At 71.4% G+C, this 22,989-nt stretch carries 14 protein-coding genes; 6 read left to right on the forward strand and 8 right to left on the reverse strand.

What is annotated here, in order from left to right; translation table 11 throughout:
- Positions 1-63: 63 nt before the first annotated feature.
- On the reverse strand, positions 64-1,305 hold the full coding sequence (locus tag ACIRJP_RS31405; protein WP_404181368.1) for an ROK family protein: 1,242 nt from the start codon (positions 1,303-1,305) through the stop codon (positions 64-66).
- 173 nt (positions 1,306-1,478) lie between these two features.
- On the opposite strand from ACIRJP_RS31405, the gene ACIRJP_RS31410 reads away from it, so the two are divergent.
- Complete coding sequence (locus tag ACIRJP_RS31410) at positions 1,479-2,711, forward strand: MFS transporter (protein ID WP_404181371.1); 1,233 nt, start codon at positions 1,479-1,481, stop codon at positions 2,709-2,711.
- Positions 2,712-3,027: 316 nt separating this feature from the next.
- Entirely contained in the window at positions 3,028-4,413 is a 1,386-nt protein-coding gene (locus ACIRJP_RS31415) for a uracil-xanthine permease family protein (RefSeq protein ID WP_404181374.1), read from the forward strand.
- Positions 4,414-4,547: 134 nt separating this feature from the next.
- On the opposite strand, the gene ACIRJP_RS31420 is transcribed toward ACIRJP_RS31415, so the two are convergent.
- The 4 genes from ACIRJP_RS31420 to ACIRJP_RS31435 all read right to left on the reverse strand — a co-directional run bounded on the left by ACIRJP_RS31420 (position 4,548) and on the right by ACIRJP_RS31435 (position 7,995).
- On the reverse strand, positions 4,548-5,264 hold the full coding sequence (locus ACIRJP_RS31420) for a zf-HC2 domain-containing protein (protein ID WP_404181377.1): 717 nt from the start codon (positions 5,262-5,264) through the stop codon (positions 4,548-4,550).
- Positions 5,261-5,833, reverse strand: coding sequence for a sigma-70 family RNA polymerase sigma factor (locus ACIRJP_RS31425; RefSeq protein ID WP_072489594.1), 573 nt, complete (start codon positions 5,831-5,833; stop codon positions 5,261-5,263). The genes ACIRJP_RS31420 and ACIRJP_RS31425 overlap by 4 nt, the downstream gene beginning before the upstream one ends.
- Positions 5,834-5,955: 122 nt before the next feature.
- Positions 5,956-6,954 carry a DUF1996 domain-containing protein gene (locus tag ACIRJP_RS31430; protein ID WP_404181381.1) on the reverse strand — a complete coding sequence of 333 codons (999 nt, stop codon included), beginning with the start codon at positions 6,952-6,954 and terminating at the stop codon, positions 5,956-5,958.
- An 87-nt stretch (positions 6,955-7,041) separates the two neighbouring features.
- Positions 7,042-7,995, reverse strand: coding sequence for a CHRD domain-containing protein (locus tag ACIRJP_RS31435; protein WP_404181384.1), 954 nt, complete (start codon positions 7,993-7,995; stop codon positions 7,042-7,044).
- A 203-nt stretch (positions 7,996-8,198) separates the two neighbouring features.
- On the opposite strand from ACIRJP_RS31435, the gene ACIRJP_RS31440 reads away from it, so the two are divergent.
- The 3 genes from ACIRJP_RS31440 to ACIRJP_RS31450 all read left to right on the forward strand — a co-directional run bounded on the left by ACIRJP_RS31440 (position 8,199) and on the right by ACIRJP_RS31450 (position 9,849).
- A complete protein-coding gene (locus ACIRJP_RS31440; protein ID WP_404181387.1) occupies positions 8,199-8,669 on the forward strand; it encodes a hypothetical protein in 471 nt (156 codons plus the stop codon).
- A 141-nt stretch (positions 8,670-8,810) separates the two neighbouring features.
- On the forward strand, positions 8,811-9,146 hold the full coding sequence (locus ACIRJP_RS31445) for a hypothetical protein (protein ID WP_404181389.1): 336 nt from the start codon (positions 8,811-8,813) through the stop codon (positions 9,144-9,146).
- Positions 9,147-9,222: 76 nt separating this feature from the next.
- The gene (locus ACIRJP_RS31450) at positions 9,223-9,849 is read left to right on the forward strand and encodes a hypothetical protein (protein WP_404181390.1); all 627 of its coding nucleotides are present in this window, start codon (positions 9,223-9,225) and stop codon (positions 9,847-9,849) included.
- A 179-nt stretch (positions 9,850-10,028) separates the two neighbouring features.
- Here ACIRJP_RS31450 and ACIRJP_RS31455 read toward each other — a convergent pair whose 3' ends face one another.
- From ACIRJP_RS31455 to ACIRJP_RS31465, 3 genes are all read right to left on the reverse strand, one after another.
- Positions 10,029-14,444 carry an FtsK/SpoIIIE domain-containing protein gene (locus ACIRJP_RS31455; RefSeq protein ID WP_404181392.1) on the reverse strand — a complete coding sequence of 1,472 codons (4,416 nt, stop codon included), beginning with the start codon at positions 14,442-14,444 and terminating at the stop codon, positions 10,029-10,031.
- Positions 14,445-14,536: 92 nt separating this feature from the next.
- Positions 14,537-14,833, reverse strand: a complete 297-nt coding sequence (locus ACIRJP_RS31460) for a hypothetical protein (protein ID WP_391731589.1) — start codon at positions 14,831-14,833, stop codon at positions 14,537-14,539.
- A gap of 98 nt (positions 14,834-14,931) precedes the next feature.
- On the reverse strand, positions 14,932-21,027 hold the full coding sequence (locus ACIRJP_RS31465; RefSeq protein WP_404181395.1) for a hypothetical protein: 6,096 nt from the start codon (positions 21,025-21,027) through the stop codon (positions 14,932-14,934).
- A 158-nt stretch (positions 21,028-21,185) separates the two neighbouring features.
- Here ACIRJP_RS31465 and ACIRJP_RS31470 point away from each other — a divergent pair, with 158 nt between their 5' ends.
- Positions 21,186-22,781, forward strand: coding sequence for a hypothetical protein (locus ACIRJP_RS31470; protein ID WP_404181398.1), 1,596 nt, complete (start codon positions 21,186-21,188; stop codon positions 22,779-22,781).
- The last annotated feature ends 208 nt before the right edge of the window (positions 22,782-22,989 follow it).

The raw sequence follows: 22,989 nt of genomic DNA on the forward strand, positions 1-22,989 counted from the left end.
GACCGGTTCGCCCCCCGGTCACCGCCGGGCTCCGCTGGCCGGGGTCCGGGTCCTTCGTTCGGATCAGGCCGGATCAGGGACCCCGCAAGCCCGGCGTGATCCGAACGAAAGACCCTGACCCGCCGGTGTGAACAGCTCGTCCTGGGCCGCGTCCCGCGCGGCGAGCAGCGCGCCGCGCAGCACCGCCGCGCCGCCCAGCCGGCCGGCCCTGACCTCGGTGCGCAGCGGTGACATCAGGGTCAGCCGCTCCTCGACCCGTGCCGCGAGCGCGTCACCGCCCGCGTGGCCGACCTCGCCCGCCAGCAGCACGCAGCCCGGGTCGAGGACGGCGGCGATGGCGGCGACGCCGAGCGCGAGACGGCCGGCGAGCGCGTCCAGGAACCCCTCGCCGTCCCCCTCGCCGGCCAGCGCGGCCCGCACGGCCGACGCGGCTCCCGGTTCCTTGTCGCCCTCGGCCGCGCCCGGGGGCACCGCGATGCCGTGGGCGGCGGCCAGTTCGCAGACCGGGGCCGAGCCGACCAGGGAGTGGAAGCCGCCGTCGCAGTTCAGCGCCGACGGCGCACCAGCCGTGCCGGGCACCGGCAGGAAGCCGATCTCGCCCGCACCGCCGGAGGCTCCCCGGCGGAGCTTCCCGTCCAGCATGACGGCGGCGCCGACGCCGTGGCCGAGCCAGAAGAGCACGAAGGTGTCGTGGTCGGCGGCCGCGCCGACGCGGTGTTCGGCGACGGCGGCGAGATTGGTCTCGTTCTCTACCAGCACGGTCGCGGGCAGCCGCTGCTGAAGCACCCGCACCAGCCGCCGGTGCCAGGCGGGCAGCCCGCTGGTGTCGCGCAGCTCGCCGGTTACCGGGTCGATCAGCCCGGGTGCGCCGATGCCGACGCTGTGCAGCGGACCGGCACCGGCCTCGCGCGCGGTGCGCTCCAGGAGTGCGGCGGCCTGTTCGGCTGCGGCCTCGGTGCCGGTGTCGCTGCCGATGGGCAGGGTCGCCTCGGCGAGCGTGGTGCCGAGGAGGTCGGCGACGACCACGGCGACGCTGCCGGTGCGTACGTCGAGGGCGGCGAGGTGGGCGCGGTCGGCGGCGATCCCGTACAGCCGGGCGTTGGGGCCGCGGCGCTCGGCACCGGCCTCGCCGACGACCCGGATCAGACCGGCTCCCTGCAGGCGCTCGACGAGGTCGGCGACGGTGGGCCGGGACAGGCCGGTCAGGGTCTTCAGCTGCGTGGCCGTCAGCGGGCCGTCCTGCTGGAGCAGTCGCAGGGCGAGCCGGTCGTTGATGGCCCGTGCGGTGCTCGGTGATGCGGGCATGCCGGGATCCTTCCAGATCGCTGACGTACTGATCGCTGACGCAGTGGACGCACCGGCGCACTATTTATCAGGCAGGGTTCCTGATAGTTTACTGCGCGCACCGTGGCGACGGGCACCGGGACCACCGGAGACAGCGGATTCCGAGAGAATCTTTCAGGGGAGGGCACGGCGGTATGACAGCGGATTCCACAGAGGCGGACTTCGGCACGGCGCAGGTGAGGCGGGCCAGGTTCGCCGTCGCCGCGGTCTTCACCGTGCACGGCGCGGTGACCGGCAGCTTCGCCACCCGGGTGCCCTGGATCCAGGACCACGCCGGGGTCAGCGCCGGTCAGCTCGGGCTGGCTCTCGCCTTCCCGGCGATCGGCGCCTCGCTCGCGATGCCGCTGGCCAGCGCGATCAGCCATCGCTTCGGCGCGAAAACCGCACTGCGCGGGCTGCTCGCCCTGTGGACGCTGGCGCTGGTCCTGCCCGCGCTGGCGCCCAACCTGCTGACGCTGTGCGCCGCGCTCTTCGTGTACGGGGCATCGGCCGGCATGTCGGACGTGGCGATGAACGCCCTCGGCGTCGAGGTGGAGAACCGCCTGGACAAGTCGATCATGTCCGGACTGCACGGGATGTGGAGCGTGGGCGCCCTGATCGGTTCGGCGGCGGGCACGGTGGCCGCGCATCTGGGCACCGACGCCCGGCTGCACCACACGCTGGCCGCCCTCGTGCTCACCGTGCTCGGCCTGATCGCGTGCCGGGGCGTACTGGATCTGCGCAGCGAACCGGACGAGGAGCCGCCGCCGCGCTTCACGCTGCCGCCGAGGTCTGCGCTGATCATCGGCGCGGTGGGCTTCTGCGCGGTGTTCGCGGAGGGCGCCAGTCTGGACTGGTCGGCGGTCTATCTCCGGGACATCATGGACACCTCCGCCGGGCTCGCCGCTGCCTCTACGACGGCGTTCGCGCTGACCATGGCGGTCGCCCGGATCGCCGGCGACAAGGTCGTCGACCGCTTCGGCGCGGTCAGGACCGTACGGTTCGGCGGTGTCCTCGCGACGGTCGGCGGACTGCTCGTGGTCGCCTCGCCGAACGCGGTCCTGGCGATGTGCGGCTTCGGGTTCCTCGGGCTCGGTGTGGCCGTGGTCGTCCCGCTCGCCTTCGCCGCGGCCGGGCGCAGCGGGCCGAACCCGAGCCAGGCGATCGCGGGCGTCGCCACCATCACGTACACCTCCGGGCTGATCGCCCCGTCCGCGATCGGCTCGCTGGCCGAGGCGACCTCGCTGGTCGTGTCGTTCGGCCTGGTGACGGTGCTGGCGTTCGGCCTGGTGCTGGGGGCCGGGGTGCTGCGGGCGGGCGATCGCAGATCGGTGTCGCCCTCGGACGCCGGCGCCCCGAGCGCGGCGGCCGTCGAGCAGCGTCCCTGATCCCCCGCGCCGGCGGACGGCCGGTGCGCCGCTCCCGGTCCCCCGCCCCACCTGCTTCGTCCGTGCCCAGGACGCCCGGCCCGGCCGCGAACGCTCCGCGGCCGGGCACTAGCATGACGCTGCTCATTTCCGCGGCGGCGACGTGCCCGGCGAGGGCCGCAGCGCACGACGACGCGGGGCGATTCCCCACCCTCATGGCCCGTCCTGTCGGCATGCGCCCGAACCGCGTGTTCCGCTGGTCATCGAGCAGCCACCGGGCCCCGGTCGGGCCGGCGGATCTCAGCACCACCCCAGCAACACATCGAGGAGCAAGACCATGGCGGGCTTCGGCTGGAAGCTGCACGGCGACGGCAAGAGCCTCGCACCGGGTGAGGTCGTGAGGCCGGACGAGCGGCTCACCTGGGGGCGCACGGTCGGTCTCGGCGCGCAGCACGTGGTCTCCATGATCGGGGCCTGCTTCGTCGCCCCCGTCCTGATGGGGCTCGACCCCAACCTCGCCGTGATGGCCTCCGGCGTGGCCACCATTCTCTTCCTGCTGATCACCCGGGGTCATATCCCGAGCTACCTGGGCAGCAGCCTCTCGTTCATCGGTGTCGCCGCCGTCATCAGCACGCAGGGAGGTGACGCGGCGACCCTCACCGGCGCCCTGCTGGTCGTCGGCGCGGTCCTCTTCCTGTGCGGGGCCATCGTCCGGGCCCTCGGGGCCCGCGTCATCCACGCGGTACTGCCTCCGGTGGTCACGGGTGCGGTGGTCATGCTGATCGGGTTCAACCTGGCGCCGGTCACCGCCGGCACCTACTGGCCCCAGGACCAGTGGACAGCGCTTCTGACCATGCTGTTCACGGGGTTCGCCCTCGTCGTGCTGCGCGGCTTCTGGTCCCGTATCGCGATCTTCCTCGGGCTGGCCTTCGGGTACGCCGCCTCCTGGGTCTTCGACCGCGTGTTCGGCAAGATCCACTCCCCCGCGGGCGGTGCCGAGGCGGTCGACCACTGGCGCCTGGACCTCTCGGGCGTGTCCAAGGCGGACTGGATCGGCCTTCCCGACCTGCATGCCCCGAGCTTCTCGCTCTCGGCCGTTCTGGTCGCCCTGCCCGTCGTCATCGCCCTCGTCGCCGAGAACGCGGGGCACGTCAAGGCGGTCGGTGAGATGACGGGCGAGCCGCTCGACGACCGGCTCGGGACGGCGATCATGGCCGACGGTGCGGCGACCGTGCTGTCGACGTCCGTGGGCGGCCCCGCCACCACCACGTACGCGGAGAACATCGGTGTCATGGCCGCCACGCGTGTCTACTCGACCGCCGCCTACTGGTGCGCTGCGGGCTTCGCGATCCTGTTCGGGCTCTGCCCCAAGTTCGGTGCCGTCGTGGCCGCCATTCCCGGCGGCGTCCTCGGCGGGATCACGGTCATCCTCTACGGCATGATCGGCCTGCTGGGCGCCCAGATCTGGGTCCGTTCCCGGGTCGACCTCTCCAACCCCCTGCACCTGGTGCCGACGGCCGCGGGTCTCATCGTCGGCATCGGCAATGTGAGCCTGAAGCTCACGGACAACTTCCAGCTCAGCGGCATCGCGTTGGGGACGCTGATCGTCCTCATCGGCTACCACGCGCTGCGCGTCCTGGCGCCCGCCCACATGACGGACGAGCCGCCGCTCCTCGAACCGGAAAATGCGGGGTACGACCGGGGCGTGCCGGACGGATCGTGATCGCGGGCGCCGCCATCGGTGAGGCCGTTCCGACGGGGAACGGCCTCACCGATCTGTTCGCCGCGCTGATCTGCTCGCCGCGCTGATCCGTACGCCGCGCGGCAGGTCGCGGCCCACGTCCGGGCCCGCGGGGTTCAGACGTCGACGGACACGTACTCCTTACCCTTGTCGTTCTCGATGACGACCTTCTGTACGTCATCCATGGGGACGGCCGCCGAGCCGTCGAGGTTGGCACCCTCCTTCTCGTCGGCGACGAGCCAGCTGCCCGCGATCTCGCGGCTGCCGTCCTTCGCGACGACCACCACGCGGCAGCGCTCACCCGCCGGGATGCCCGTGACCGAGGCATTGAGACGGATCCAGTCGACGGCCGGGGTCACCCGGAGCCTCATCTCAGTGCCGGTCGAGGCGCTGCGGCCCTCGACGACCTTCATGCCGCCCGGCTGAGCCGGTGGCACGGTCGCCGCGACCGAGGGGGCCGGGGGTGTCGCCTCGTGGGTGCGCTCGCCGGTGTTCTGGCCGATCAGGACGCCGCCGCCGAGGACGGCTGCCGCCGCGACCGCCGCGACCGCGCCCAGGACCGCTCTTCGCCGCAGCGTCTGCCCGGCGCGTTCGTTGCGGACCTGCCTCAGCGTGCGCTGGAGCAGCAGGTCACCGCCTTCCGGGGGCCCGTCGAGGAAAGCCTCCGGGGGCACTTCGCCGAGAGCGGACTCCATCTCCCGTAGCCCGTCCAGTTCGTCGCGGCACGTCTGGCACGACGCCATGTGTTCGTCGACGGTTCGCACCTCCTGCTCATCGAGCGCGCCGAGGACATAGGCGCCGAGCAGTTCGCTGTCGTGTTCCCTGGTGCTCACACCGCCACCCCCTTCAACGCCACCAGCTTCACTGCTTTCGGTCTGTCCGCGTACATGTCCCGCAGAGCCTTCAACGCATAGTGTGACCGGGACTTGACCGTCCCGGGTGGTATCCCGAGTCTGTTCGCCGCCTCGGCGACGCTCCTGCCCTGGAAGTAGATTTCCATAAGCACGTCCCGGTGGTCCGGGGAGAGCCGGTCGAGCGCCTCCATGACGACCATCGAGTCGACCACGGCGTCCGCGTGGTCCTGCTCGACGGGCTGGGTGGTCACCGACTCGGCGACCTCCGTGGGACGCGCGGCCTTGGCCCGGTACCGGTCCGTGATGATGTTGCGGGCCACGGTGAGCAGCCAGCCACGTACCGAGCCCTTGCCGTTGACCAGCGCGTCCGGGTGTTTCCAGGCCCGGATCAGGGTTTCCTGGACCACGTCCTCGGCGGCGCTGCGATCGCCGGTCAGGCGTTGCGCGTACGCGAGCAGGGCTCTGCCGTGTTCCTCGTAGAGGGACCGGATCAGTGCCTCGTCACCGGTGTCCTGTCTCTGCCGGCTGCGGGACCACAATGCCGCCATCCATCTTCTCCGTCCTCTCCTGGGCCGATGCGCTGAACACGGATGGCGGACCGGGCCGGTTCAATCCCCGACGGATGTGATCTGAATCACGGGCCGGCCGGGGGTCGCGCGAGGGGTCCCGGTCACCCCGCCTTGCACTGCCGGTCCTCGTTGATGCAGCGCACCAGCTCCGTCATGCGGTCCCCGGTCATCACGTTCACGAACATCGCGTGGTCGGTGATCGGATCGCGCAATTGCTCCGGGAAGGAGTCGACGGCGAACGGTGTGTCCTCCGGGAGTTCATAGGTGAGGGTGACGCGCAGTTGCGGCACGGGGAACGTGGCCCGCGGGCAGGTGCCGTCGGCGGCGGGGAACTGTGCGTGCGTACGGTGGTCGGGGCTGTCGGTGGCGAGGCCGTTCCAGCAGCTCGGGAAGTCCAGGGTGCGGGTCGGGCCGCTGCCCTGCGGGCAGCGCGCGTAGTTCCGGGTGAACCGGTCCGGGTAGCCGGAACAGCCCCACTGGGCGCGGACGTTCGCGCTTTCCGTGGTGGCGGCGACCGGGTCGCCCGTCACCAGCCGCAGGAAGCGGGGCATGCCGACGACCGAGCTGACCGGGTTGCCGCGGAACTCCACCCGCACCGAGGAGGCGGTGACGGCCTCGCCGGTGTTGCCGTGGGCGCCGACTCCGGCCTTGTGGGCTTCGCCGGTGCGGTCGAGGCGGCGCAGCACCGGCCAGTAGTACGTGGACCGGTCGCCGCCCGCGCAGGTGGTCTCGGCGGCGGCCAGAGTCCGGTCGGTGGACAAGGCGTCGGTGGAGAGATTGCCGACGTAGTCGTGGGTGTGGTGGGCGCCGTTCACGACGCCCGGGGAGGTCACGACGTTGTCCATGTTGTAGTGGCCCTGTTCGTTGCGGCCGCAGTCGACGGTGTACGAGCCGGTGGACGCGTCGGGCCCGGCCGCGGGCGTCCGCGTCGGCACAACGGTCCCGATGTCCACGTACTTGTCGTCGGCGGGCGCGCCGGACACCGTGGCGGCCCTGTCGGCGCCGAACGTCATGACGCCCAGGATCACGATCAGCCCGAGCGTCACGGGCAGAATCCCCCAGAACAGAAGGGAGTTGGGGAAGGGCAGCTTGATCCGCACGGAAGCAGAGTGGCATCAGGGGCCAGGTCAGGCAAGATTGCCCGCACGTCAGCCTCGAAACCTCCATCAACTCCCTTCCGGCGAACGTCAGTGGAACAACTGTCCGCGTACAGCACCGTCAGGGAACTGCCGGGTGTGCACGTTCGAGTAGAAGTTGGTCGGGCTCCCCTTGAGGCGTGCGATCAGCTCGGCGTCGGGGGTGCTGACGCTGCCGGAGATCGCGAAGATGTTCTTCGGTACGGGAGTGACGAACAGCGGGAGCCGTACGTCGCCGTTCTCGCCGAGCACTCCTTCGTGGATGTGTCCGGCCAGCGGAGCCCCGATGTTCACCCAGGCCATGGAGTAGTCGACGCGGTCCGGCCTCGGGTGCAGGAACGTGGTGCTGTGCCCGTCCGGGTCGCCCGCCCTCCCGGGCTCGTCGGCCGGGATCTCCTGGCCGCCGTCCGCGAGCGCGCGCAACTTGCCGCCCCTGATGATGCTGAGCGGGTTCACCGGCTTCTCCAGGAGCCGGAGTTGTCCGCGCACCGTGCCGCCGGGGGACTCCTCGGAGTGCAGGTCGATGTAGAAGCCGCCGGGGTCGGTGCGCAGCCGCCGGGCGAGCGCGGCGGAGGACATCGAGGTCTGCCCGGCGGCGGAATTCACCGAGGCGGGCATGGCCGTGCCGAACAGCTCAGCCTTCACCCCGCCGTCGCTGCCGGCCTGGCCCTGGTGGAGATGGCCGCGCGCCGGCCTGCCGATGCCGTTCCAGGTGAGGGCGAAGGTGACGCGGTCGCCCTTGACCTTGATGAGCGCGACGGCCTTGCCGTCCTGGGCGCCCTCGGCAGGCCCGTCCTTCTTCCGCGCTGCCTGGTCGCCGGTGAGCCGGGCGATCAGGGAGACGGCCGGTGCCCGCGCCGCTTCGGCGGCGGCCGTCGAGACCCGGGCGCCATCGGATCCCCCGGCGCCCGGGCCGTTCTCGGCTGACGCCGTGGCCGAACCGGCGAAACCGGTGAGACCGGCGACGAGCACGGCGACGCCCGCCGCGACAGTGAGCCTTCGCATGTCTTTCGTCCTTCCGGGAGTTGGGCTTTTAGGGCCCTTCGCGTCGACCAACGGACGCACGGACCGAACGGTTCAACGCCGTCCGCGATTCGGGGCGTCGGCAGACAGGACGGCGCTCGCTGAACCCGTACCGCGGACGGCACGTGTGGGCCACGGGGAACTCACCCCACCGCTCCTCACGACGTACGAGAGAGGTCATCACCATGCGCGCACGCAAGGCTCTGTTCGCGATCCCGCTGGCCCTGGGACTTGTCGCCTGCGGTACCGGGAGCGACGGCGACGCCGGCGCGGACCGGAAACCGGTCAAGGCGGCGCCCGGCACCGAGGTCACCGTGGCGGACGTCGGGCTCGGCCCCATCCTGGTCGACGGCCAGGGCCGCACTTTGTACGCCTTCACCAAGGACAAGGAGGCCACCAGCAACTGCGACGCGCAGTGCATCGCCGTGTGGCCCGCGCTGACCAGCCCTTCCCCCGCCGACGCGGGCAAGGGCGTCAAGAAGTCGCTGCTGCGCGAGGCGAAGCAGTCGGGGGGTGCCGTGCACGTCACGTACGGGGACTGGCCGCTGTACTACTACGTCGGCGACATGGCGCCCGGTGACGTCAACGGGCAGGGCCTGGACGGCGAGTGGTTCGCCGTGTCGCCCGACGGAAAACTCGTCCGCAAGTCCGCGTGACCGTCCCCCAGGCCCGGTCCCGTACCGCTCCGACTCCCGTACGCCCTTGATCCGGCGGGTCGTTGAACCGTTCCGCTTCCACGGTCGTTCCTGGAGCGGGGCGGGACACGCCCGCCGGACGACGCGTACGAGGGAGGAGCCTTGGCCGAGATCGAGATGCCGGGAGACGAGGTGCAACGTCTCGGTGAGCTGCTGGGCCGGGTGGTGGATCTCATCGACACCCGGCCGTCGGGCTACAACCCCGAGGACGTCGGCCCGCCACTGGTGCGCCCCGGCACGAACTTCGACGACGCGTGGAAGGACGGGCGCGTGCAGGTCAAGCGGAACAGCAAGGACCTCAAGGACGGCTGCGACGCCATCGTGAAGGCCTTCGCCGAATTCGACACCAAGATGGGCTCTTCGCTCACGGAAAGCGGCAGCCAGGGCGGTGGCGGCGACGCAACACCCGCCGGGGGTGCCACCCGGCCGTCGTCCTAGGTCGACGGCCTCATCGCTTCCCCCAACGCCCGGCCGACACGAGCCCGGCCCGAAACGAACTGAGGAGAACGGTCCCATGACCGCTGGTTCGCACACCTTCGGGATCGCCATCCCGGAGAACTGGACGGAGTACGACCTGCACGGCGACACGCTCGCCGAGCGCCGCGCCGAGATGCTGCGGCACGCTCCGCAGAAGGAGACCCGGGACGCCATCAACCACACGTTCCGCAGCGCGCGGCGCATCATGGAGGGCGCCCGCATGCGCGGCGCCGTCTATGCGGCGGGCACCACCGCAATGTACGAGGACGGCCTGCTGATGGCCGGGCTCATGGTGTTCAGCGTGAATCCGCCGCCCGGTGAGGACTTCTCCGCCAAGGGCATCGCCGAACAGTTCTCGGCCACCGGGGGCCGCCGCCGCGAGGGCACCACCCGGACCCTCACGACAGCGACGCTGCCGGGTGTCGGTCCGGTCGGCCGGATGACCGGCATCGAGGAAACGGAGATCGCCGACGGCATCTCGTACAAGATGGTGGTGACGCACACGTTCGTGCCGGTTCCCGGTGGTGAGCGGGTCCTGATCATCACCTGCTTCAGCCCGAACATTCCGCTCGCCGAGCCGCTGTGCGACCTCTTCGACGCCATCACCTCGACGTTCGCCTTCGGCGAGGAGGCGCCGGTGGCCGCCGGCGCGCCGGCCACCTGACCGACGCCGGCCTCGCACAGGGCCCGGCCGTTCCTTCCTGGGAGGGACGGCCGGGCCTCTTCTTCGTGTGTGCCGAAGGCCGGAAGGCCCCCGCTCCCCCGGTGGCCGGAGGGGAGCGGAGGCCTTCCGGCCTTGCTCTGTGGTGCGGTGCGACGTGGTGCGGTACGCCGTACTGCCGGTCAGTCCACCGTCGTCGCGGGCACGCGGACCGTGGTGAAGCGGCCGTCGCCGAGCTGCAGATGGGCGCGGCCGGGTTCGCTGTCCTGGCCCATCAGGCCGCGTGGCAGGCGGGCGCCGACGAGTTCGCCGTCGCCCATCAGGCGGGGCGCGAGCAGCGCGCCGCAGCGGTTGCGGCGTACGGCGGCCTGCCAGCCGCCGATGCCGCCGAGCAGCGCCTCGTTGTTGCCGGCCACGATCAGGCCCCAGCCGTCCCCGGCGCTGCCGCGGGCGAGCGCGACAAAGTCGGTGTCGAGCTCGGAGTTGATCATCATCTCGGCGTCGTCGACGAGGATGGCCCCGGCGGGGCTGTCCACCTTGCCGAGTGCGGCACGGAAGTCGGCGACCGCGACATCGGCGTCGGTGAAGACCTCCACGACGCCGGGCTGACCGGCGAGGCCACGCAGCGGCGAATTGCGGGGCGCGATCACCACGATCTTCGTGCCGGACGCGGTCAGCGACTTCGCCATGGTGAGCAGCACCGTGCTGCGGCCCGACCTCGGCGGACCGGCGACCACGAAGGACGGCACCTGTGACAAGTCGGTTCCGATGGCGGCGAGTTCGTCGCCGCCGACGCCGATCATCGACCACAGCGCGGAGACGCCGTGCGGCTTGCGGGCGAGGGCGTCCGCGAAGTCCAGCTCGTCGGGCAGGACGTCCACGCGGAACGGCCTGCGCTCGGCGGGCACGTCGGCGTCCCGTTCCCCGACCCGTTCGGCGAGTGCGCCCAGTGCCCGGGCCTGGCCCGCGCCGGTGGCGTCGGTGCCGTCGGTGCCGTCGGTGCCGTCGGTGCCGTCGGTGCAGGGGATCAACGCGACCTGGGCGCTGTTGATGTCCTTGGCGAGGACACCGCGGCCGGCCGGGAGGTCCTCGGGGACGTTGCGGGCGTTGAGGCCCACCATGGAGTAGTCGGAGCGGTCGTTGAGGCGCAGGACCAGCTTGTCCTCGGTGGAGGCGGAGAACCGGCTCTGGCCGAGGATGCGGTCGCCGGACAGGACCAGATGCACGCCGACACTCGCCCCCTCGCGCATCAGAAGGGTCATGGCGTCCATCAGGCTGCCCTGGTCGTAGTTGGCGAAGTCCCGCTCGAACGCCTCGAACCGGTCGACGAGCAGCAGGATGTGCGGGGGCCGCTCCGCCTCGGGCAGGGCGCGGCGCAGCTCGGTGAGGTCGGCGACACCCCGCCTGCCGAGGAGTTCACGGCGCCGACCGACCTCGGCGACCAGGCGGTTCAGAAGGCGGGCCACCCGCTCGACCTGACCCCGGTCCACCACGGCACCGCAGTGCGGCAGTCCACTGAGAGCCTGGAGGGCTCCGTTGCCGCAGTCGAGTCCGTACAGGTGGACGTCCGCGCAGCCGTGCGCGCCGGCGAGAGCGGCGGCGAGGGTGCGCAGCGTCTGGGACCGGCCGCTGCGCGGCGAGCCGACGATGTACAGATGTCCCATCTCATCGGGGTCGAAAGCCAGTTGACGCTGTGCCTGCTCGGTGGGTACGTCCACGAGGCCGTACCCCACCGGGGCGAGCCGGCCGTCCTCGGCCGCCTCGGGGGGCGTGGGCAGGTCGGCGAGCGTGAGGATGTCGGGCAGCGGGGGCAGCCAGGGGCGGCGGGCGGGAGGTACGGAGAGCTGGGTGGCCGCTTCGCGTACCGCGCCGACCAGGACCGACAGGTCGGTGACCGGCTGGAAGGTGTCCTCCTGGGCGTCCGGCCTGGGTATCGGGGCGCCGAGAGCCTCCCAGTGGAGTTCGGTGAGCACCGGCGCCGGGCGGTCCTCGTCCGAGTCCGAGGCGTCGAGGCGGCGGCCGCCGATCCGGCCGGTCTGGAACGGCAGCAGCGCCGCGTGGCCGAGCCTGGCGTGGGCGCGGCCAGGGGTGCGGGGCGAGAGCTGCCCGGAGTCGGGGGCGTCGATGATGTCGCGGCTCTCGCTGGTGTCGGTGGTGCGCAGCGCGATCCGCAGGTTGGTGTTGGCGCGGATGTCGGCGGTGACGGCGCCGGAGGGCCGCTGGGTGGCGAGGATCAGGTGGATGCCGAGGGAGCGGCCCCGCTGGGCGATGTTGACGAGTCCGGAGACGAAGTCGGGGAGTTCTCGCACCATCGACGCGAACTCGTCGATGACGAGGACGAGCCGGGCCATGGGGGCGAGTCCGGGGCGGCGGGTGCGCTTGTCGGTGTAGTCGTCGATGTCCTTGGCCCCGGCCTCGGCGAGGATGTGCTCGCGTCGCTTGAGTTCGGCGCCGAGGGACACCAGGGCCCGCCCCACGAGGTGGGTGTCCAGGTCGGTGACCATGCCGACGGTGTGCGGCAGGTCCTCGCACTCGGCGAAGGCGCTGCCGCCCTTGTAGTCGACGAGGACGAAGTTCAGCTCGTCCGGCCGGTTGGCGACGGCGAGGCTCGCCACCAGGGACTGGAGCAGTTCGGACTTGCCGGATCCGGTGGTGCCCGCGATCAGGCCGTGCGGCCCGTCGGCGGCCAGGTCGACGGCGAACGGACCGTCCACGCCCTCGCCGATCACGGCGCGGGTGCTGCGGGCGGCGATCACCCAGCGCGCGGCGACGGCGTCGGGGGTGGGCGGTTCGAGACCGAGTACGTCGAGGAGCCGGGCGGAGGCGGGCAGCAGGTTCTCGTCGGCGTCGTCGCCCACGTCGCGGATCGGCGCCAGCGCGCGGGCCACGCCCACGCACCAGGAGCGGGTCGGCGCGTCCATGCGGACCTCGTCGACGGGGTCCGCGTTGTCCTGCTCGGCGCGCAGCCACTTCGGTCCGGCCACGGCCACGGCGCGGCACTCCTCGGGCAGGAGCCGGGCCTCGTCGTCCACGCAGAGCGCGTACACGCCGACGGCCGGCCCGTCGCGGAGGATCTGGATGACGCCGGGCAGGGAGCGCAGTCTGCGGGCACCGTCGAGGACGACCAGGACGTCGGGTTCGCCCATGGCTCCGCCGCGCGGTGCCCGGTCGCCGGCCTGCTGCCGGGCGGCGATCACGGTGGTGAGTTCCGCGATGCGGCGGCCCACGGACTCGGCGCTCGCGCCGACCAGGGAGATGGTGTCCTCGCCGAGCGGCGCGCAGTGCGGCAGCCAGTGCACCCAGGACCAGCGGTCCGCGCCGCCCGCGCCGGACAGTACGCAGATCCGCAGGTCGGAGGGGCTGTGCAGGACGGCGGCCTGGGCGATCAGCCAGCGCACCAGCGGCTCGGCACTGTCGCCTCCGGCGACGCCCATGACGCCACAGGCGCGCAGCGGCACGGTCACGGGCACGGCGTGCGTGGTGCGGTCGACCCTGCGTCGGTGTTCCGGCTCGGCGGGGTCCTGGAGCTCCACGTAGGCGGGGCGGTCGGCGACGCCGAGCCGCATCAGCAGGAAGTCGTCGTCGCGCCAGCGGCGCTCCCACAGCCGCTGCCGCGGGCCGGTGGCGATCAGAAGGGCCGACGCCGGGTCCGGGGCGGCGAGGCGCCGGGCGTGCTGTTCGGCGAGCACCGCCTCGTCCACGTCCTGTTCCAGGACGGCCTTCTTCTCCTCGTACTCCTTGAGCTGGTTCTCGTAACTCTCCTTGCCGCGGCGCTTGTTGGAGAACTGGGAGATGAGGGCGACGACCGGGGAGAGGACACCGAAGATCAGGAACCTGGGGTTGTCGAAGATGACGAACGAGACGCTGGCCATCATCAACGGCGCGAAGATCAGCATGAGCTGGAGCTTGTTGCGGGTGGGTTTGCCGGGCGGTACGGGGAGCTGGAAGCGGTTGTTGACGGGCGGGGGCAGCAGCCGGGGCGGCCGGTTGTAGTCGAGGCCCACGCCGTCGTCGGAGGGCTGGAGGGCGGCGTCGGGCACGGAGGGCGCGGCCAGTTCGAGCAGGGCCGGGCCGACGGTGAGGACGCCGCCGAGCGGCCACTCTGTCCAGTCCTGCGCCTCGGTGCCGTCCCGTGTGACGTCGTCCTGGTCGACGGGGCGTACGGTCGCGGTGCCGTCGGCGTGCACCTTCAGGCGCGCCGCGGTCTTCGCGAGCCCTTCGGCGCGGAGCTGGATGCGGCAGGACGCGGCGGAGCCGATCTCGTAGTCGCCGGGCGACAGCCGGAACACCAGCCCGGCGTCGGCGCCGCCGATGCCGCGCAGTTCCACGACGCCGTCCGGCTCCGGGCCCGCCTCGGGTGCGGGGGCGTCCAGGGACAGCAGGCTGCCGGAGCGCAGGGCGGCGGCGGCCATCGGCTGGTCGGCGGGGAGCGGGGTGGCCCCGTGGTACAGGACGGGCGGTGTGTCCGGGGCGCCGCCGCGCAGCCGCCGGTGCAGTTGCTCGGCGAGTTCGCCCGCGGGGGCCTCGGGGTCGGCCTCGATCATGATGTCCGCGGTCTGACCCTGCTCCGGGTCGACGGCGGTGACGGTCAGACGCATCGTCAGTGCTCCTTGGGCACGGGGGTCACCAGGGGTGCGGGGATGTCGGCCGGGCCGGAGAGGGGCCCGGCCCGGCCGGCATCCGGGCGGGGTCACTTGCGGAGGCTGGAACCCATCTCGGAGTCGAACTGGGTCATGCCCTCGCCGTACTTCTTGATGTACTCGGAGATGCCGGTGAGGCCCTCGGTGACCTTGCCGTAGTTGTCCGTGTACTCCTGCACGAAGGGCTGGAAGTCGTTCTTCGCCGACGGGGTGTTGTAGCCGTCGGCGGTGAGCGCGTCCAGGTCGGACTTGATCTTGTTGAGCTGGGCGACCGCGATCTCGTACTCGTTCATGGTCTGCGAGGCGGCGGCGCTGGTCTTCTCGTCGTTGACGATGTAATCGGCCATCGGAATGTCTCCTGTTTCCAAGTCGGTGGTGCGGACGGTTGTTTCATGGACCATCTCGTGGATCCGCGCCCTACACACGACGGGTGCGACCATTCGGTTCAGACTTTGATGGGGACTTCTTCCGGCGGATTCGCCAATTCGGTGTCCTGGTTGGAGTTGACGGCGCCGATGGTTTTCGTGGGAAGCGAGGCGAGCGGCACCTCGGGGCCCTTGGTCTTGAATCCGTGGTCGTTCTCGACCTTCTTGCCGGCCAGCGAATTTCCCACGCCGTAGCCGAGTTTGATGCCCGCGTTCTCCAGGGTGGTCTGCGCGTCGGCGCCCTTGGCATCCACCTCGTAGCCGACGCTGACGGCCTGGCCGACGGCGCCCTTGAGGATGCTGGTGAGGGCCTCGTAGCCGTATTCGTGGAGCTCGGTGACGGAGGTGGGGCCGCCCGCGTAGGCGTGGTAGTCGTGGATCGCGGTGTGCTGCTCGTTGAAGGAGCCGTTGGCGTCGATCTCGGTGAGAGTTTTGCCGTTGGCGTCCTTCACCTGCACGGAGCCGTTGTTGTTGACCTTGACGTCGAACGTGGCCGGGTTGCCGTTGTTGTCGGTCGTGGTGACGGTGCCCTCCACGCCGTCCTTGGTGACGGTGAACGTGGTGTTCTCGCCGCCCGCGGTGTTGCTGAACGAGGTGCTGCCGTCCGGGTTCTGCGTGATGGTGACGTTGCCCGCCTGGTCGGTGGTGGTGGCGGCGCCGTTGGCGAAGGTGGTGGTGGCGCCGCCGCCGTCGGGGGTGACGACGGGCGCCGCGCCCGGCCCGCCGGTCACGGTGGTGTTGTTGCTGAAGGTGACCTGCGGGAATCCGGCGGGCCCCTCCTGTCCTGCTCCGGGTTGCGCCTGAGCCACGCCGGGCCCGGTGAGGGTGCCGTCCGGTCCGACGGTGACCTTGTCGCCGGGCTGGTTGCTGCCGGGCACGGACACGTCGAAGCTGCCGTCGCCGTTGGCCTTCACGTCGAACGGGCCGCCGTGGACGGTGGAGGCGCCCTTGCCGCCGACCGGGATGTCCGCGGAGGGACCGCCGCCGTTGCCGCCGACCGTGAAGGTCTCGGGGCCCGGCGCGGGGTCACGGTTGAAGGGGTTGTGCGGGCCGTCCACGATGTCGGACTTCTGGCCCGGCGTACCGGCGTTCTCCACGTCGCCGGGGCTCTTGCCGAAGGTGGTGTTGTTGGTGTCCACGCTGGTGTTGCCGCCGAAGAAGCCGTCGTGGTGGACGACGGGGCCGCCTCCGGGCGTGGGCACGGTGATGCCGCTGTTGCCGTCACCGGTGACGGTGCTGATGGAGGTGTTGCCGGGGTTGTTGCCGATGGGGTTGCCCGCCGTGTCGATCGGAAGGTTGGTGACCGGGTCGACGTGGGTGCCGGAGGGGCCGAGGCTGGTGACGCCGCCGGGTGCGAAGGTGCCGGTGGCCGGTCCGTACGTGACGGAGAACTCGCCGTCGGGTCCGCCCGCGTTCGGGCCGTGCACGACGGTGCTGCCGGGCTCATGCACCGGGTCGGCACCGTGCGTGGTGATCGTGGGTCCGTCCGGGCCGTTGGACAGGGTGTTCTGGCCGCCGGTCATCTCCGGTGAGCCGAACAGGCCCCAGCCCTCCTGCTGCGGGGTGTTCACCGTCACCTGTGTGTTGGTGCCGGTGATGCCGGCGCCGCTCGGCGAGTTGTTGACCGTGGCCTGGCCATTGTTGTCGACGGTGTGGCTGACGCCGGAGTCGTGGTGGACGGTGGTGGTGGCCGGGCCGGTGCCGTCGTTGCCGATGGTGGTCGTGAACCCGTCGCTGGTGAAGGTGGTGGTCTGCCCGTCCGTCGAGAGGGTGGCGCCGTTGGCGTTGGTGATCGTGCTGGGGGCCGGTGCGGGCACCGGTCCGCCGCCCGCGGCGTTCGGTGGCGGCGGCGGCACCTTCGCCTCGGCCCCGTCGGGGGTCTGTGCGGTGATCGTGCCGTCGGCGCCCGAGTTGACGGTCGTGGGCGGACCGCCGGGTATCTGGCTGTGCGTGAAGGTGACATCGCCGCCCGGGTTGACCGTGGTGTTGACGCCCTGGGTGTTGACGCCGTTGGCGCCGACATCGGCCTGCGCACCGGCGGCTGAGGTGTCGGTGAAGGTGGCCACGGGGTTGTTGCCGGCGTCGGTGTTGGCGGTGATGGTGACCGGGCCGTTGGTGACGGTGCCGGTGTTGTCCACGCTGAAGTTGCCGTTGTTGTCGGCGGCGGTGGTGCCGTTCGCCCCGGTGGTGACGGTGCTGTTGGGGCCCGCCGGGGCGTTGTTGCTGATGGTGCCGTCGTTGTTGATCGTGCTGTTCGCGGTGTTGGTGCCGTTGACGTCCGTCTGGGCACCGTTCCCCGTGAGGGTGGTGCTGCTGCCGCCGGAGGTGGTGACCTGCGTCGGGGTGCCTGCGTCGCCCGGGTTGACGGTGACCGAGGCGGGCCCGCCCTGCGGTCCGACCGTGGTCGGGCCGTCTCCGCCGGTACTCACCGACGTACCGTTCTGGCTGACGGTCGTGACGCCGTCCGGGCCGTGATTGACCTGGACCGGGTTGATGGTGCCCACGCTGCCGCCGATGCCGTTCGGGCCGTGACTCGCCTGGATCGGGCCGTTGCTGACGGTCGTTGTGCCGTTGTTGCCGACCGTGACCGTGGTGTTGTCCGGACCACCGGTGTTGACCGTCTGGCTACCGGCTGCCGTGGGCGCGGATTTGGTGACGGTGCCGTCCTCATGGACGCTGGTGGTGCTGCCGTCGGCGGTGGTGACCTGGGCGGGATTTTCGCCGGCGGGCGGTTTTACGGTGACCGAGGTGGGGCCGCCCTGCGGTCCGACCGTGGTCGGGCCGTTCCCGCCCGTACTCACCGACGTACCGTTCTGACTGACGGTCGTGACACCGTTCGGACCCTGGCTGACCTGGACCGGGTTGGCGGTGCCCACGCTGCCGCTGATGCCGTTCGGGCCATGACTCGCCTGGATCGGGCCACTGCTGACTGTCGTGGTGCCGCTGTTGTTGACGGTCACGGTGGCGCCGTTGGGGCCGTGGACGGTGACCGAGTGGCCGCCGCCGTTGTCCACGGAGATGGTGGTGTTGCCCGCGTTCACCGGATTCCCGGGGGTCGGCTGCGGCACGGCCGGCGGGACCGGGTTGCCCTGTGCGTCGTTGGCCGTGATGGTGCCGTCGGGAGCGACGTGGATCTCCTGGTCGCCGTGGGCGATGCTCGCCGAGCCGTCGTTGTTGACCGTGGTCGAGCCGCCGATGGTGACGCCGTCCGCGCCGTGGCTGATCCCGTCGACCTGGAACTTGCCGTTGGGGTTGATGGTGAACGTCGTGCCGTCCGGGGCGCTGAACTTGATGTCGAGCGGCGAGAAGTCGACCTTGCCGCCGGGGCCCGCGGCCGTACCGCCGCCGTAGCCGTCGGTGGTGATCCCGCTGACGGTGACGCCGCCGTCCGGTCCCGTCGAGACCTGTGGCTGGCCGCCGGGCGGGGTCACGTCGAGGCCGCCGCCGGGCTTGGTGGTGACGGCGGTGCCGTCGGGGCCGTTGAAGGTGACCGGGGCCACGCCGTTCGGGCCGCCCACGGCGATGTCCCCGTTCGGGTTGACCGTGATCGGCGGCTGGGGGCCGGAGGGGTTCAGGTCGAACTGTCCCTGCGGGTTGACGGCGACCGTTCCGCCGTCGGGCGTGCTGAACTTGATGTCGACGGGCGAGAACTCCACGTTCCCCCCGCCGCCGGTGGCCGTACCGCCGCCACCGCCGTCGGTCGTGATGTTGCCGGTGGTGATGGAGCCGTCCGGGCCGACCGAGACCTGCGGCTGGCCGCCGGACGGGGTCACGTCGAGCGAGTTGCCCGGACCGTTGAACTGGACCGTGTCGGGGGTGGGGCCGCCGGTGGTCACCGTGAACCCCGTGTTGTCGAGCGTGGTGGCGGGGCCGCCCGGCGTGGTGATGGTGGCGCCGCCGCCCGGGGGGATGCTGGTGTTCACGTTGGTGTCGGTGAAGGTGACCGCGCCGCCCGCGTTGGCCGGGGGCAGGTTGACGTTCTGGCCGCCGCCGTCGCCATTGATGACGCTCACGTTGCCGTTGTTGCCGACGGTGGCCTGCGTGCCGTCCGGCAGAGCGAATCCGCCTCCCGGGGTCCCCGTGTTGCCGATGAGCGTGGTGTTGCCGAAGTTGATGTCGACGTTGCCGTCGGCGGGGTTGTGGGTCGCCACCGGCTGTCCCGCCGGGGGGCCGTTGAAGACCGAGTTGACGCCGTTCGTGTTGTCCGTGGTGAGCCCGCCACCGCCCACCGTCGTGGAGCCGCCGTTGTCGGTCAGGGTGAGGCCGTTCGGGGTGGAGACCGTGTTGTTGTTGACGGTGAACTCCGGTGTGGGGCCACCGCCGTCGCCGCCGGGCGAGCTGAACGTCGTGGCGCCGCCCGGCCCCTTGGAGACCTCGCCGAACGACCCCGAGGTCGTGAAGCCGCCGTTCGGGCCCAGCTCCGTGGAGAGCGCCGGCTTCTCCGACTGCGCGGGCGCGAACTCGCCGCCGAGCCCGCCGATGATCTTCTCCTTCGTGGTCGGGCCCTGGATCGGGGTGTCGATCGTCGTCGTGGTGCCGTTCGAGGTGATGACGTCGCCGTCCGGGCTCTTGATGGTGTTCGTGCCGTTCGCGGTCGTCGAGGTGAACCCGTCGGGTGTCGTGGTGGTCGTCGACGTCTGGGGCGCCGGGACTCCGAAGGGCAGGTCGTCGGGGGCCTGGACCTGGTCGGCCTTGGGACCGGGCGGAGTGATCTTCGTCTCGGTCTTCGCGCCGTCCGGGGTCGTGACCTTCGTCTTGACCTCGCCCGTGGTGGGGTCCGACTTGGTCGTGCCGTTGATGCCGTGGAAGCCGGTCTTCTGCGCGCCCTTGGTTTCGGAGAACAGGACGTTGGTGGGCTTGAACTTGCCGTCGACGACACCGAGGCTGTTCACGGAGAACGCCTTGTCGATGTTGCTCTTGAACTTGCCCTTGGTGGTGAAGGCGTCCTTGATGCTGGTGGCGAACTTCGTCCCGCCGAACAGCGTGAAGGCACCGGCCGTGGCGGCGCCGAGCGCGGCGCCCGTGACGGCCGAGGCCGCGTCGAACTTCTTCCTGTCGACCGCCGCCGTGATTCCGCTCGCCAGGAAGCCGAGGGAGAACTCGGTGGCCCCATCGATCAGGAACTTGACGCCGAGGGCCGCACCGGGGGACGTCTTGAGACCCACGAGCCCCTTGGACAGCGGGTCGATGATCTTGCGGACGAACGTCGAGTTCTTCAGGGCAGCCGAGACCGCCCCGGACGCCGTCCCGACGCCCTTGCCCACCTTGGCCAGGAACGGCGCGAACTTCGCCAGCTTGCCCGCCGCCCCGACGATCTTCCCGAGCCCGCCGAGCAGCACACCACCGGGCACAAGGGTGAGCAGGCCGATGATGATCTCACCGGCGTCGATCTTGCCCTGCGACACCATCCGGATCACCGAGACGGCGAACAGGATCGCGCCCAGGATGAGACCCACGACCGGGAAGAACACGGCGACGATGCCGATGATGACCCCGGCGATGATCTCCACCAGCGGGTTGTCCGCGAGGAAGTCACCGAACTGCTTCACGAAGTCCCGTGCGGGGATGGCCTGTTCGGCGGCCTCATCGAGGATGATCGTGGCCTTGTTGGACCCGTCCTCCCGCATCCGCTGCGCCGCGCGGCCGAGCTCCTCGGCAGCCGACAGCGCCTCCTTCGCGGCGCTCACCTCGCCCTGCTGCGTCTGGTGGGTCTCGGCCTGCTCCGGGGTGGCGTCCGCCGCGAGGTCCGGGACCTCCGTCTTCGCGGTGGCGGCGACCTCCTGGCCCTGATCGATGGCCCGGTCCAGCAGGTCCTGGGCGTCGGTCAGGGTGTTCGCGTACTCGTCGTAGGCGCCCGCGGCGGTACGGAAGGAGTCCCTGGTCTTCTCCAGGAGCCCCGGCAGGTCCTTGGTGATCCGCGTCTTCAGGGCGTCCATCGCCTGGCCCTTGCCGCGGCGCAGCGCCCCGTCGGCGCGCAGCAGGTCGACCGCCTCGCCCGCTCCGTCGCCCAGCTCCTGATAGGTCCTGGCCAGTGTTCTGATCGCCTCCGGGTTCCCGGGGGTCGGGTCCTCCCCGAACCCGAGCACCTCCCAGCCCGTGGTGTGCCGACGCGCCATGTCCAACTCCTCTCGGCTACACGCTCGTTCGGCACCTCCTAACGGGGCGTCCCACGTTTTGGTTCAGCTCGTTGAACCGCCCCGGGGTTCCGCGCGTGTGACGGCCGACGCATCAGCAGTGCGCGTCACCAGGCCCCGTACGGAGGAGGACGAGAAAGATGCGCGACGCCCCGAGGACGACGAACGAAGCGCGGCGGCCGGCACCGTTGCGCACGACGGCGCGGGTGACGGCGGTGTGCGGCCTGGTGGCCGTCACCTGGCTGGCGCTGCCCGCACCGGCGCAGGCCCTGGGATCCGTACGGGCTCCGGATTCCGTACGGGTTCTGGACTCCGCACCGGCACTGGCGGCCGTGCGGATGCAGCCTTCCCGGGCGCTGCGGGCCGACGAGGTGACGAAGTACTACGTGGTCAAGTCCGCTCAGGAGAACGGCGGCGAGCAGGAGACGCTGTTCGGGATCGCCCAGCGCACCCTCGGCGACGGCGACCGGTTCGAGGAGATCCTGGTCCTCAACAGCGGGCGCCAGCTGCCGGACGGTTCGGCCTTCGTGAGTCCCGACCAGCTGACCCCGGGCTTCCCGCTGATCCTGCCGGAGGATGCGGACGGACCCGGCGTGGAGTTCGGTGTCCTGCCCGAGGAGAACGCCGACGCGGCGAAGCCCCCCGCACGGAGCGCCTCCCCCGCGCCCCGCGCCGCGGCCGGCCGGGGCTCGGGACAGTTCGCCGGGCTCGGCGCCCGGCTCGGGTCGCCGTGGCTGATCGGGGGTGTCGCCGGCGCCGCCGTCCTCACCGTGGTGATCGTCGCGCGGCGTCCGATCGGCCGGGCCGTGCGCGCCACCGGCTCCGGGATCGCGCGGGCCGCCCGGGTGCTGCGGCCGCGGCTGCCGCGCCGCCTGGCGCTCGCGCTGCGGCGGCGTCGGCGGGGCGCGCTCGCGCGGCGGCTCGCGGCGGACACCCGTACGCCGGTGATGGTGCGGCAGGCCCTGCGCGAACTGATCCCCGCCGACGCCGCGGAGGCGGAGCGTCCGGTGCGGGTCTACAGCGTCCTCGCCGAACCCACGAAGCTGCTCGCGTCGGTGTCGGGGGCGCACACGGCGCCCGTGCCGTGGACCGCGCTCGAACCGAATCGCTGGGAGCGCACCGGACTTCCCTCCGTCATCGAGGGCGATCCGGCGGCCGATGTGACGCTCGCGCTGCCGCACCTCGCCCGGATCGGGGTGAGCGAGCGGGGAGCGCAGGTCATGGTGGACCTCGGGCAGATCAACGGCGCGCTGAGCGTCAGCGGTGACCTCGTCGTCGCCCAGGACACCGTGGCGGCGCTGGTGCGCGGGCTGCTCGAACTGCCGCGACAGAGCACAGTGGTGGTGTCGGTGGACCCGGGCGCGAGCGCCCTGCCCGGCCTCAACGGTCTGGTCCGGGTCCGCTCCGTGTCGGAGGTGAAGGGCAAGGCCCCCGAGGAGATCCTCAACTCCGCCGAGGAACTGGGCATCGGCCTGGTGCGGGGGGCCGCCCGTACCGGTGAGGTCACCGGCTTCGTCGTCCTCCAGGACGCGCCGACCACCGAGGAGGCGCGAGCGCTCGCGGACCTCACCGGGCCGGAGGGCGGCGGCTGGATCGTGCTGACGGTGGGCGACGTACCGGGTGCGCACTGGCGGTGGTACGCGGAGAACGACGGCAGCGTCGACCTGGGCGTACTCGGTCTGCGGGTGGTCGTTCCCACGCAGACGCTGGCGGGGGCGGGCACGGGGCGGGTCTGACGGCTCGCAGCCCGGCAAAAGATTTCTCGGGAACTGAACCTCCCCGCCACAGCGGCCGTTTTCACAGTGACAGTGACCGGCCAGAAAGAATTCCGGGACCAGAAACTCCGCCCCGGCAGTCGGCCGACTCCTCCCCTGCTGCCGGGGCGGGTCATTACTTCAGCACTTCCGCACTCAGCGAAAAGCAAATTCCCAAGATTTCCGAAAG

The sequence above is a fragment of the Streptomyces sp. NPDC102437 genome (genome assembly GCF_044765565.1).
Lineage (GTDB): Bacteria > Actinomycetota > Actinomycetes > Streptomycetales > Streptomycetaceae > Streptomyces.

What these genes read in the sequence shown, in the direction of transcription:
- ACIRJP_RS31405 (WP_404181368.1), bottom strand. Translation starts at nt 1,305, where the DNA reads ATGCCCGCATCACCGAGCACCGCACGGGCCATCAACGACCGGCTCGCC.
- ACIRJP_RS31410 (WP_404181371.1), top strand. Translation starts at nt 1,479, where the DNA reads ATGACAGCGGATTCCACAGAGGCGGACTTCGGCACGGCGCAGGTGAGG.
- ACIRJP_RS31415 (WP_404181374.1), top strand. Translation starts at nt 3,028, where the DNA reads ATGGCGGGCTTCGGCTGGAAGCTGCACGGCGACGGCAAGAGCCTCGCA.
- ACIRJP_RS31425 (WP_072489594.1), bottom strand. Translation starts at nt 5,833, where the DNA reads ATGGCGGCATTGTGGTCCCGCAGCCGGCAGAGACAGGACACCGGTGAC.
- ACIRJP_RS31435 (WP_404181384.1), bottom strand. Translation starts at nt 7,995, where the DNA reads ATGCGAAGGCTCACTGTCGCGGCGGGCGTCGCCGTGCTCGTCGCCGGT.
- ACIRJP_RS31440 (WP_404181387.1), top strand. Translation starts at nt 8,199, where the DNA reads ATGCGCGCACGCAAGGCTCTGTTCGCGATCCCGCTGGCCCTGGGACTT.
- ACIRJP_RS31450 (WP_404181390.1), top strand. Translation starts at nt 9,223, where the DNA reads ATGACCGCTGGTTCGCACACCTTCGGGATCGCCATCCCGGAGAACTGG.
- ACIRJP_RS31455 (WP_404181392.1), bottom strand. Translation starts at nt 14,444, where the DNA reads ATGCGTCTGACCGTCACCGCCGTCGACCCGGAGCAGGGTCAGACCGCG.
- ACIRJP_RS31460 (WP_391731589.1), bottom strand. Translation starts at nt 14,833, where the DNA reads ATGGCCGATTACATCGTCAACGACGAGAAGACCAGCGCCGCCGCCTCG.
- ACIRJP_RS31465 (WP_404181395.1), bottom strand. Translation starts at nt 21,027, where the DNA reads ATGGCGCGTCGGCACACCACGGGCTGGGAGGTGCTCGGGTTCGGGGAG.
- ACIRJP_RS31470 (WP_404181398.1), top strand. Translation starts at nt 21,186, where the DNA reads ATGCGCGACGCCCCGAGGACGACGAACGAAGCGCGGCGGCCGGCACCG.